Origin of the sequence: Rhizobium sp. NZLR8, from assembly GCF_019685025.1 — a bacterium.
GTDB lineage: Bacteria > Pseudomonadota > Alphaproteobacteria > Rhizobiales > Rhizobiaceae > Rhizobium.
In genome coordinates this window covers 41,743-53,537 of sequence record NZ_JABDVY010000006.1, presented here as the reverse complement: position 1 = coordinate 53,537, position 11,795 = coordinate 41,743, and the positions used below count along the sequence as shown (strand labels likewise).

Here is an 11,795-nt window from a genome sequence, read left to right as displayed (position 1 = left end):
CCTGGGGGATCGCCTTGGCAATCGCACGGCGCAACCCTATGTTAGAAGCGAATAAGACGGTCGCCATGAGGCGGCTGTTCCAGTGCTGGGGAGTTCAATGAACCCTAACTTACGTAATTTCGCCTTGTGGGCGATCATAGCGCTTCTGCTGATCGCCCTTTTCAGTATGTTCCAGACGGCGCCGGCGCAGACGGGCTCCCGCGAAATCCCTTATTCGCAGTTTCTGCGTGAGGTCGATGCGGGCCGCGTGAAGGAAGTCGTGGTCACGGGGAACCGTCTCTCCGGAAGCTATGTTGAAAATGGCACCACCTTCCAGACCTATTCGCCCGTAATCGACGACAGCTTGCTTGATCGCCTGCAGTCTAAGAACGTCCTGGTTTCGGCCCGTCCTGAAACGGACGGTTCATCGGGTTTCCTCAGCTATCTCGGCACGCTTTTGCCGATGCTTCTGATTCTCGGCGTCTGGCTGTTCTTCATGCGGCAGATGCAGGGCGGCTCGCGCGGCGCGATGGGCTTCGGCAAGTCGAAGGCCAAACTGCTCACCGAAGCGCATGGCCGTGTGACCTTCGACGACGTCGCCGGTGTCGACGAAGCCAAGCAGGATCTCGAGGAAATCGTCGAATTCCTGCGCGATCCGCAGAAGTTCCAGCGTCTCGGCGGCAAGATCCCGCGCGGCGTGCTGCTCGTCGGTCCTCCGGGCACCGGTAAGACGCTGCTCGCCCGCTCGGTTGCCGGCGAAGCCAACGTGCCGTTCTTCACCATTTCAGGTTCCGACTTCGTCGAAATGTTCGTCGGCGTCGGCGCCAGCCGTGTACGAGACATGTTCGAGCAAGCGAAGAAGAATGCGCCCTGCATCATCTTCATCGACGAAATCGATGCCGTCGGCCGTCATCGCGGCGCCGGTCTCGGCGGCGGCAATGACGAACGCGAGCAGACGCTCAACCAGCTGCTGGTCGAGATGGACGGCTTCGAGGCAAATGAAGGCGTGATCCTGATTGCCGCCACCAACCGCCCTGACGTCCTCGACCCGGCGCTGCTGCGTCCCGGCCGTTTCGACCGTCAGGTCGTCGTGCCGAACCCAGACATCGTCGGTCGCGAGCGCATCCTCAAGGTACATGCCCGCAACGTTCCGTTGGCACCCAATGTCGATCTCAAGATTCTTGCCCGCGGCACGCCCGGGTTTTCCGGCGCCGACCTGATGAACCTCGTCAACGAAGCCGCACTCATGGCCGCCCGCCGCAACAAGCGCGTCGTCACCATGCAGGAATTCGAAGACGCCAAGGACAAGATCATGATGGGCGCCGAGCGCCGTTCCTCGGCAATGACCGAGGCGGAGAAGAAGCTCACCGCTTACCATGAGGCCGGACACGCCATTACCGCGCTCAATGTCGCGGTCGCCGATCCGCTGCACAAGGCGACGATCATTCCGCGCGGCCGTGCACTCGGCATGGTCATGCAGCTTCCCGAGGGCGACCGCTACTCGATGAGCTACAAGTGGATGGTTTCGCGTCTTTGCATCATGATGGGTGGCCGCGTCGCCGAAGAGCTTACCTTCGGCAAGGAGAACATCACGTCAGGTGCCTCCTCCGACATCGAACAGGCGACCAAGCTTGCCCGCGCGATGGTCACGCAATGGGGATTCTCTGACCAGCTCGGTCAGGTCGCTTATGGCGAGAACCAGCAGGAAGTCTTCCTCGGCCACTCGGTTTCGCAGTCGAAGAACGTTTCGGAAGCAACCGCGCAGAAGATCGACAATGAAGTGCGCCGCCTAATCGACGAAGCCTATACCCAGGCCCGTACGATCCTAACAGAAAAGCACGACGAATTCGTTGCTCTTGCCGAAGGTCTGCTCGAATACGAGACGCTGACCGGCGAAGAAATCAAAGCGTTGATCCGCGGTGAGAAGCCGTCTCGCGATCTTGGCGATGATTCACCGCCAAGCCGCTCGGCTGTTCCGAAGGCCGGCGCACGGCCTGCCACCAAGGGTGATGAGCCCGAAGGCGGCCTTGAACCGCAGCCGCATTGAGCGGCTAGCACCATCTTGAACAAGGCCGGATTTCCCAAACGGGAGACCCGGCCTTTTCCATTGGTAACGGGATATAATCATTTTTCTTGCTAATTTACGTGCTGATAGCCTCATTTTGTGGCATTCCGCTGAATTGAGGCAAGCGTGAATCACGCTCCTGAATGAACGACATTCCATGGAAGCCGGATTCGCTTGGAACGGTGCGCTGCCTTGACTGGCGCGCGGAAAAACGCAGGAGTGCAGATGAAAAGACGCTATTTCGGTACGGACGGCATTCGTGGCCAATCCAACGTCTTCCCGATGACGCCAGATCTCGCTATGCGGGTCGGCATTGCCGCCGGCACGATCTTCCGCCGCGGCAACCATCGCCACCGTGTCGTCATCGGCAAGGATACGCGTCTTTCCGGTTATATGCTTGAGAACGCCATGGTCGCGGGCTTCACGGCTGCCGGGCTCGATGCCTTTATTCTCGGCCCGATTCCGACACCGGCCGTCGCCATGCTGACGCGCTCGCTGCGCTGCGATATCGGCGTGATGATCTCGGCCTCGCACAATCCTTACGAGGATAACGGCATCAAGCTCTTCGGTCCGGATGGTTACAAGCTTTCCGACGACCTCGAAGCCGAGATCGAGGACCTGCTGGAAAAGGACCTGAACGCCCAGCTCGCCAAATCCGACGATATCGGCCGCGCCAAGCGCGTCGACGGCGTGCATGACCGCTATATCGAACATGCCAAGCGCACGCTGCCACGCGACGTGACGCTGCAGGGCCTGAGGATCGCGATCGACTGTGCCAATGGTGCTGCCTACAAGGTGGCGCCCGCCGTGCTCTGGGAGCTCGGTGCCGAGGTCGTCACCATCGGCAACGAGCCGAACGGCACCAACATCAATCTCAATTGTGGCTCCACCAGCCCGGTCGCTCTGCAGAAGAAGGTCGACGAGGTGCGCGCCGATATCGGCATCGCGCTCGACGGCGATGCGGACCGCGTCATCATCGTCGACGAAAACGGTTCGATCGTCGACGGCGACCAACTGATGGCCGTCATCGCCGAGAGCTGGGCCGAGAGCCAGCAACTGCGCGGCAACGGCATCGTCGCCACGGTGATGTCCAATCTCGGCCTCGAGCGCTTCCTCGACGAGCGCGGTATGGCGCTTGCCCGCACGCGGGTCGGCGATCGTTACGTCGTCGAGCATATGCGCCAGCACAATTACAATGTCGGCGGCGAGCAGTCGGGCCACATCGTGCTTTCGGACTACGGTACGACGGGTGATGGTCTGGTCGCAGCGCTGCAGATCCTGGCCGCGGTCAAGCGCACCGGCCGGACCGTCAGCGAGGTCTGCCGCCGCTTCGAGCCGGTGCCGCAGCTCCTGCGCAATGTCCGCATCAGCGGCGGCAAGCCGCTGGAGGATATCCAGGTGCAGAAGGCGATCGCCGATGCCGAAGCCGAACTCGCCAAAAACGGCCGCCTCGTCATTCGCCCCTCGGGCACCGAGCCACTGATCCGCGTCATGGCCGAGGGCGACGACCGCGCTCAGATCGAGCGCATCGTCAACGAGCTGATCGGCACGATCTCGAACGTTCGAACCGCCGCCTGATTCTTTGTGGACATATCGGGCTCGACGGCAAGCTTGGCGACATGGTTGGGCCGATGCTCGGAGAATGGGCGACGAGTGCGCAACCCAGCCAAATCGTCTCGTCAGATCACTTCAGAGACTTTTACTGCGGCAATCCATGTTTCCTCTACCGGAAGCTTCAAGATCTCCGGTAAATAATCGTGGTTAAGTAGCTTTTAACGTTTCCCATTCATTATCCATCCGAAGCGTATCGGTTTGGCAGCGACTTGAGCCTGCCGACTCAACGAATTTTGGAGTGGGATCCATGAAAAGAAGCTTGTCCGGCATCTTCGCCGCATTATTGATCGCGACAAACGCCTATTCCGCCGACCTCGCCCCTGCCGAGCCTATCCCGGAACAGCCGCCCGAAGTGACGGTCAGCGAAGCGACCGGCTGGTATCTGCGCGGCGATGTCGGTTATGCCTTCACCGATCTGCGCGGAGCACGCTATTTCCAGGGCAGCAATGCCAGCGAGGTCGATTTCGACCGTGCCGACCTGGACGATGCATGGACGGTCGGCGGCGGTGTCGGTTATCAGATCAACAGCTATCTGCGCACCGATCTGACGTTCGACTATCTGACGCAGGCTGATTTCAAGGGCTCGACGGTCGGGCAGTGCGGCTTCCCCTTGGTGGATTGCACTTCCAGCGACCGCTCTTCGCTGACTGCCTACACGCTGCTCGCCAACGCTTACGTCGATCTTGGCACCTATGGTTACGTCACGCCTTATGTCGGTGCCGGTATCGGCGGTTCCTATGTGAAGTGGAAGAACCTGCGTAACGTCGCCTGCGCCGATGACGGCAGCTTCTGCGACGACCAGGTCACCCATGGCGGCAAGGGCAACTGGCGCTTCACCTACGCTCTCATGGCCGGCGCCTCGATCGACGTCACCTGCAACGTCAAGGCCGATGTCGGCTACCGCTACCTGCATATCGACGGCGGCAACATGTTCGGTTATGCCGAAAACGGCGGCCCCGGCCGCGACAAGGGTCTCAGCGTCCACGAAGCCCGCGTCGGCGCCCGCTATCTGTTCGGCGGCTGCGCCCAGGCGAGCTATGAACCTCCGCCGGAAATCCCGCTGCAGCCGGCGGTCTACAAGTAAGCGCAATTCGCCTAGATCAGAGAGCCGCCCATCCGGGCGGCTTTTTGCTGCGTCAAGCGTGTCTGCGTCAAAATATCCTCTCTCTGCGACACTTCTATCTTGACTATGACGCCTGCTACCCATAGACACGGCGGCGGGACACCCTTCCCCAACGAAGGGCTTTCTATCTGAGAGGATAGCATCATGGCGAAGACCGCAAAGCCGGACATCCGTCCGCACAATACTCATTTTTCGTCTGGCCCTTGCTCGAAGCGCCCCGGTTGGTCGCTCGACGCCCTTTCCGACGCGGCTCTTGGCCGTTCGCATCGCGCGAAGGTCGGCAAGGCCAAGCTCAAGCAGGCCATCGACCTTACCCGTGAAATTCTCGACGTGCCGGCGGATTACCGCATCGGCATCGTTCCGGCGTCCGATACGGGTGCCGTCGAAATGGCGCTCTGGTCGCTGCTCGGCGAACGCGGCGTCGACATGCTCACCTGGGAAAGCTTCGGCGCCGGCTGGGTCACCGATGTCGTCAAGCAGCTGAAGCTCAAGGACGTGCGCAAGCTCGAGGCTGGTTACGGCGAGCTTCCCGATCTCTCCGCCGTCGATTTCGATCGCGATGTGGTCTTCACCTGGAACGGCACTACTTCGGGCGTGCGCGTGCCTAACGCCGATTTCATCTCTGCCGACCGCAAGGGCCTGACGATCTGCGACGCCACTTCGGCCGCTTTCGCGCAGGAACTCGATTTCGCCAAGCTCGATGTCGTCACCTTCTCCTGGCAGAAGGTTCTGGGCGGCGAGGGCGCCCACGGCGTCATCATCCTTTCGCCGCGCGCCGTCGAGCGTCTGGTCGCCTATACGCCGGCATGGCCGCTGCCGAAGATCTTCCGCATGACCTCTGGCGGCAAGCTGACCGAAGGCATCTTCCAGGGCGAAACGATCAACACGCCGTCGATGCTCTGCGTCGAGGACTATATCGACGCGCTTGTCTGGGCCAAGGGCCTTGGCGGCCTCAAGGCACTGATTGCGCGCGCCGATGCCAATGCCAAGGTCATTCATGACTTCGTCGCGGCAAACGACTGGATTGCCAATCTCGCCGTCAAGGCGGAAACGGCCTCCAACACCTCGGTCTGCCTGAAGATCGTCGACAAGGATATCGCAGCGCTCGACGACGACGGTCAGGCGAATTTCGCCAAGGGGCTGGTCGGCCTGCTCGAAAAGGAAGGCGTCGCCTATGACGTCGGCCATTACCGCGACGCGCCGTCCGGCCTGCGTATCTGGGCCGGCGCTACGATCGAGGCATCCGACATGCAGAAGCTGATGCCCTGGCTTTCCTGGGCCTTCGAAACGCAGAAGGCGCAGCTCGGCCAGGCTGCCGCCTGACGTGATCGCATCCGGCTCCGCCCCAGGGCGGAGCCCAGCATTCTAATTTCATCCATCGCTGAACACTTTTGAAGGAGGCCACAATGGCACCTCGCGTTCTCGTATCCGACGAATTGTCGGAAACCGCCGTCCAGATCTTCCGCGACCGCGGCGTCGAAGTCGATTTCGAACCGCAGCTCGGCAAGGATAAGGACCGTCTGCTCGAAGTCATCGGCAAGTATGATGGTCTGGCCATCCGCTCCGCCACCAAGGTGACGGAAAAGATCATCCAGGGGGCGACGAACCTCAAGGTCGTCGGCCGCGCTGGCATCGGCGTCGACAATGTCGATATCCCGGCTGCCTCGCGCCGCGGCATCATCGTCATGAACACGCCCTTCGGCAACTCGATTACGACAGCCGAACACGCGATTGCGCTGATGTTTGCCGTCGCTCGCCAGCTTCCGGCAGCCGATACCTCGACGCAGGCCGGCAAATGGGAAAAGTCGAAGTTCATGGGCGTCGAGATCACCGGCAAGACGCTCGGCGTCATCGGTGCCGGCAATATCGGCTCGATCGTCTGCGCCCGTGCCATCGGCCTGAAGATGCATGTCGTCGCCTATGACCCGTTCCTCTCCAAGGAGCGCGCCGAGGAGATGGGCGTCACCAAGGTCGAGCTGGAGGAGCTTTTCGCCCGCGCCGACTTCATCACGCTGCATGTGCCGATGACCGACAAGACGCGCGGCATCCTCAACAAGGAAGCGCTGGCAAAGACTAAGCCGGGGGTGCGTATCATCAACTGCGCCCGTGGCGGCCTGGTCGATGAAGCAGCGCTTGCCGAAGCCATCAAGTCCGGCCATGTCGCCGGTGCCGCCTTCGACGTGTTCGAGGTCGAGCCCGCCAAGGAAAGCCCGCTCTTCGGCCTGCCGAACGTCGTCTGCACGCCACATCTCGGCGCCTCGACGACCGAGGCTCAGGAAAACGTCGCCCTGCAGGTGGCCGAACAGATGGCGGATTACCTCGTCAAGGGTGCGGTCTCCAACGCCATCAACATGCCGTCGATCACCGCTGAGGAAGCGCCGATCCTGAAGCCCTTCATCCGCCTTGCCGACGTTCTCGGCGCCTTCGTCGGGCAAGTCACCGAAGAGCCGATCAAGGAAATCGAGATCCTCTACGACGGCATCACCGCCAACATGAACACACGGGCGCTGACGAGTGCGGTGCTTGCCGGTCTCATCCGCCCACAGGTCGCCGACGTCAACATGGTTTCGGCGCCAATCATGGTCAAGGAAAAAGGCGTCGTGCTTTCCGAGGTCAAGCGCGACAAGACCGGTGTCTTCGATGGCTATATCAAGCTGACGGTGACGACCGAAAGCATGACGCGTTCGGTCGCCGGCACCGTGTTTTCGGATGGCAAGCCGCGGTTCATCCAGATCAAGGGCATCAACCTCGATGCCGATGTCGGCTCGCACATGATCTATATCACCAATACCGACGTCCCCGGCATGATCGGCTTCATCGGCACGACGCTTGGCGGTGCCGGCGTCAACATCGCAAACTTCCAGCTCGGGCGTGACAAGCAGGGCGGTGACGCCATCGCGCTGCTCTATGTCGATGGCAAGGTTGAAGACGCCGTGCTTGCGCAGTTGACGGCCAACCAGGCGATCCGCCAGGCAAAGCTGCTCACCTTCAACATCGACTGAGTTCGCCCTCCCAAGGCAAGACACGGAAAACCCGGCGCATAAATCGCGCCGGGTTTTCCTTATCAGGAACGGATGAGGCTTAGTGGTACCGGCGACGGCGGACGATCCTGCCGAGACGGGCGGCATCGTCTTCAGCCTTGGTGCGATGAAGGAAAGCGAGCCGGCTGCCGTCAAAACCCTGGAAGAATTCGTCCCAGGAAATTTCTTCCTGCGATTCCGAGGAAAAATCGACGCGGACGGTTTCGCTGTCCGGTGCGTTCTTGATACGGGCGGGATGGCCGCCGCGTTCTTCGATCCAATGTCTGATCCTGCTGTAATCCGTCGTTGCGCCCAACCTGCCCATGAAATCCTCCTCAGCAACGCAATTGCAACTTAGATCATCTGCAACGCACGATCGGCGGAATTGTTCCGGTTCATTCAAGTAAGTTTATCGAAGGCGGAAACCGCGATGGTAAACCCTCGGCTTTGCACATGCTGCAGGCGGAAGCCCAAAGTTTAAGTCTAGTATGATTCTGATTTTATTTAACTTTTCCTGGTATGCGCTTGGCATCGGCATCAACCGCGTGCGAATTCCATGGCCCCCTTGCAGAAGACCGAGCAGATCGAAGTACTGAACGACGACTTCCGGTCATTGTTTGCAACGCATCCGTCGCCGATGTGGGTCTACGATCCGATATCGCTGCATTTTCTCAGCGTCAACGAGGCGGCGGCAGCACTCTACGGCTACGGCGCAGACGAGTACCGGCACATGACGGTGCTCGATATCCGCCCCCAGCATGAGCGGGAGCGGATGATCGACGCCGTCAATGGCCGTACCGACATGGAAAAGGCAGAGCGTTGGGCTCACCTCAAGGCGAGCGGCGAGACCTTTGACGTGCTGACCTATGGCCGCGAAGTGCGTTTCGAGGGCCGAGCCGCGATCCTGGCGATCGTGCAGGACCGCACCGAGGTCAACGCAGCCAGACGTCAGATCAGCGATACGCGCTCGCTTCTCGACAGCATCGTCGACAACTTGCCGGTCGGCGTTTTTGTCAAGGACATGGAAGCGGACGGGCTTTACCTTCTTTTCAACGAGGCCTGCGGTGAAATTGTCGGCATGAGGGCGCAGGAGGTGGTCGGCCGAACCGACCGGGCGCTGTTTCCCGCCGGTCAGACAGATGCCTTTCGCGAGCAGGATCGCCGGGCCTTCGACGCCGATACGACGATCAGCTTCGAGGAGACTATGCTGCGCGCCGATGGCGTGCCACGCATCCTGCGCACCGTCAAACGCGCCTTGCCGACGCCGGAGGGCCGTGCACCGCGCTACCTGCTCGGCATCTCGCAGGACGTGACGGAGGAGCGCGCCGTCGAGGCAAAGCTTGCCCATCTTGCCATGCATGATTCCCTGACCGGCCTGCCGAACCGGGCAGCCTTTTCCAATCATATCAGCCAGCGCGCGGTCGAAGCGACCGCCGACAGCCCGATCGCGCTGCTCTATATCGACGTCGATCATTTCAAGCTTATCAACGACAGCAAGGGACATGCCGCCGGCGACGCGCTGCTTTGCCAAGTGTCGGAGCGGCTGCTGCGGCTGGCTGAGGAGGGCGATCTTGTCGCCCGTCTCGGCGGCGATGAATTCGCCATCGTGCTGGAGTTCGGCGAACCGGAGCGGGCCGGGCGTTTCGCGCAAGGGCTGTTGCAGACGCTTGCCGGCGCCTTCGATCTCGATGGCGTCCGGGAGCATGTCACCTGTAGCGTCGGTATCGCCCTGGCGCCCGCTCATGCCCGCGATGCAGACGTGCTGATGCGACACGCGGATCTGGCGCTCTATGCCGCCAAGGAGAACGGGCGTTCGACCTATCGTTTCTACGAGACGGAGATGCGGCTTGCCGCCGAGCGCCGGCATATGATGACCGCCGAGCTGTGGGAGGCGCTGGAGAAGCGCCAGTTCGAGCTGTACTACCAGCCGATCGTACAGCTCGACAATGACGACATCGCCGGCTTCGAGGCACTGATCCGCTGGCGCCACCCCAAGCGTGGGTTGGTTGCGCCGATGGAATTCATTCCGATCGCCGAGGAGACCGGCCTCATCGTGCCGATCGGCGACTGGGTGATCCGGGAAGCCTGCCGCGCGGCAGCCGGCTGGCCGACCCATTTGAGGATCGCCGTCAATCTCTCCGTCAGCCAGTTTCGACATGCAAGCCTGCTTTCGACAGTGGTCGCGGCGCTCAACGAAACGGGCCTCAATGCCGACCGGCTTGAAATCGAAATCACCGAGTCCGTGTTCCTGGCTGATGCCGATCAAAGCCTGCCGCTGCTGCGCGCACTGAAAGAGCTTGGCGTACGCATCGCCATCGACGATTTCGGCACCGGTTATTCGTCGCTGAGCTATCTCAGGTCGTTTCCGTTCGACAAGATCAAGCTCGACCGCAGCTTCGTTTCGGGCATTGAGACGGATGCCGGTAATCTCGCCATCGTCCGCGCCGTCGTCGGTATCGGTTCCGGCTTCAACGCGACGACGCTGGCCGAAGGGATCGAGACGGAAGAGCAGTTGCAGAAACTGCGCGCCGAAGGTTTCAGTGAGGTGCAGGGTTATCTGTTGGGCCGGCCGATGCCGCAGCACGACGCCGAGGTGCTGATCCACGGCCGCGCGCTGAGGGCCGCTTCGTCACGTTCATGATTTCCAAGCAGGCTTCGATGACGCCGCGACATTTGCAAATCTCGCCGCGCTCGATAGGGCGTGGTTCAGCGTCTGTGTGAATAGTTAAGTGATGACTTGACAATTGAACGTCACGACGCAATACTCAAGCCCATGCTTAACTATTCGACCATTGACGATATTCTGAAAGCCCTCGTCGAGCCGACGCGGCGGCAGATCGTCGAGCGGCTGAGCCGTGGCCCGGCCAGTGTCAGCGAGCTGGCGCAACCCTTCGACATGTCGCTTGCGGCGATCGTCCAGCATTTACAGGTGCTGGAGGAAAGCGGCCTCATCCGCAGCGAGAAGATCGGACGGGTTCGCACCTGCCGCATCGAGCCATCCGGCCTCGATCGGATCGCCGGCTGGGTGGCCGAGCGCAGAAGCCTGATGGAGCGGCGGTTCGATCGCCTGGGCGACATGCTTTCACAGCCGGCCGTAAATAACCAACGAGAGGGAAAAGAGTGATGACCGAGCAGTCCACGCAATCGACGGCCGCCGAACCAGCCGTTTCCCACGCCACCTTCGCCGTGGAGCGTGCCTATCCCGTGCCACCTGAGCGCGTCTTCTTCGCATTTGCTGATCTTGACAGCAAGCGGCGCTGGTTCGCCGAAGGCGAAGGGTGGGAGGTGCTGGAATTCACCTCGGATTTCAGTGTCGGCGGCGCCGAGTTTTCGCGCTTCCGCTTCGGTGATGGACCGGAGATCACCAACGACACGCAATACCAGAATATCGTGCCGGACGAGCGCATCGTCATCTCCTACCGGATGGCAGTGGGCGGAGTGCCGATCTCGGTCTCGCTGGCGACCATCGAATTCAGTCCCTCCGGCAGGGGCACAGTCATGACCTATACGGAGCAAGGCGTCTATTTCGACGATGCCTCGGCGGGCGCCAACCGCGAAATCGGCTGCCGCGAGCTGATGGAGGCCCTAGCAAGGGAACTTGATGTGGCCGCCTGAGAAGCAGGCATGCGGCCGGATGCCATCAAGCATTCGTCATTTTGAGAAAGGCGGGCGAAGCCGCATAATTGTCGTGGGCTGGATAGGAGGATGTGTATGAAACACTTTTCATTCTCGACGATCGGACTGGCGTTCGTAACCGCCATCATCGCCAATCCGAGCATCGCATTCGCCTGCAACAAGCTGATCGGCACCTGAGCCGCACCCCCGCTCCAAGGCGCGGCTTCGGCTGCGCCTTCTCTTCAGGCGGGAATGCGAAATATCGGTACCCGAAGGCTGCCCCTTGCGTCCACGGACAATCCTTTCTATATCGGTCCTTCATCGAGAGACGGCGGCCGATCCCGCCGAATATCGGCAAATCCGCCGCAATTGCAGCGCA

The 11,795-nt window shown here is 61.0% G+C and carries 9 protein-coding genes; 8 read left to right on the top strand and 1 reads right to left on the bottom strand.

Annotation, left to right across the window (positions count from 1 at the left end; genetic code table 11):
• The first annotated feature begins 97 nt into the window (after positions 1 to 97).
• The 5 genes from ftsH (at position 98) to serA (ending at position 7,783) form a co-directional block, all read left to right on the top strand.
• The gene (gene ftsH, locus HJB89_RS15315) at positions 98 to 2,026 is read left to right on the top strand and encodes an ATP-dependent zinc metalloprotease FtsH (protein WP_207581661.1); all 1,929 of its coding nucleotides are present in this window, start codon (positions 98 to 100) and stop codon (positions 2,024 to 2,026) included.
• Between the two features lie 243 nt (positions 2,027 to 2,269).
• On the top strand, positions 2,270 to 3,622 hold the full coding sequence (glmM, locus tag HJB89_RS15310) for a phosphoglucosamine mutase (protein ID WP_003582103.1): 1,353 nt from the start codon (positions 2,270 to 2,272) through the stop codon (positions 3,620 to 3,622).
• Between the two features lie 283 nt (positions 3,623 to 3,905).
• The gene (locus HJB89_RS15305) at positions 3,906 to 4,742 is read left to right on the top strand and encodes an outer membrane protein (protein ID WP_207581660.1); all 837 of its coding nucleotides are present in this window, start codon (positions 3,906 to 3,908) and stop codon (positions 4,740 to 4,742) included.
• Between the two features lie 183 nt (positions 4,743 to 4,925).
• Complete coding sequence (locus tag HJB89_RS15300; RefSeq protein WP_221116376.1) at positions 4,926 to 6,104, top strand: phosphoserine transaminase; 1,179 nt, start codon at positions 4,926 to 4,928, stop codon at positions 6,102 to 6,104.
• Between the two features lie 83 nt (positions 6,105 to 6,187).
• Entirely contained in the window at positions 6,188 to 7,783 is a 1,596-nt protein-coding gene (gene serA / locus HJB89_RS15295) for a phosphoglycerate dehydrogenase (RefSeq protein ID WP_221116375.1), read from the top strand.
• Positions 7,784 to 7,862: 79 nt separating this feature from the next.
• Here serA and HJB89_RS15290 read toward each other — a convergent pair whose 3' ends face one another.
• Complete coding sequence (locus tag HJB89_RS15290) at positions 7,863 to 8,126, bottom strand: hypothetical protein (RefSeq protein ID WP_207581657.1); 264 nt, start codon at positions 8,124 to 8,126, stop codon at positions 7,863 to 7,865.
• A 231-nt stretch (positions 8,127 to 8,357) separates the two neighbouring features.
• Here HJB89_RS15290 and HJB89_RS15285 point away from each other — a divergent pair, with 231 nt between their 5' ends.
• The 3 genes from HJB89_RS15285 to HJB89_RS15275 all read left to right on the top strand — a co-directional run bounded on the left by HJB89_RS15285 (position 8,358) and on the right by HJB89_RS15275 (position 11,416).
• Positions 8,358 to 10,442 (top strand): bifunctional diguanylate cyclase/phosphodiesterase, encoded by a 2,085-nt coding sequence (locus tag HJB89_RS15285; RefSeq protein ID WP_221116374.1) that lies wholly within the window; start codon positions 8,358 to 8,360, stop codon positions 10,440 to 10,442.
• Positions 10,443 to 10,574: 132 nt separating this feature from the next.
• Complete coding sequence (locus tag HJB89_RS15280; protein WP_207584371.1) at positions 10,575 to 10,925, top strand: helix-turn-helix transcriptional regulator; 351 nt, start codon at positions 10,575 to 10,577, stop codon at positions 10,923 to 10,925.
• Positions 10,925 to 11,416, top strand: coding sequence for an SRPBCC family protein (locus tag HJB89_RS15275; RefSeq protein WP_207581655.1), 492 nt, complete (start codon positions 10,925 to 10,927; stop codon positions 11,414 to 11,416). Before HJB89_RS15280 ends, HJB89_RS15275 begins: the two co-directional genes overlap by 1 nt.
• Positions 11,417 to 11,795 lie beyond the last annotated feature (379 nt).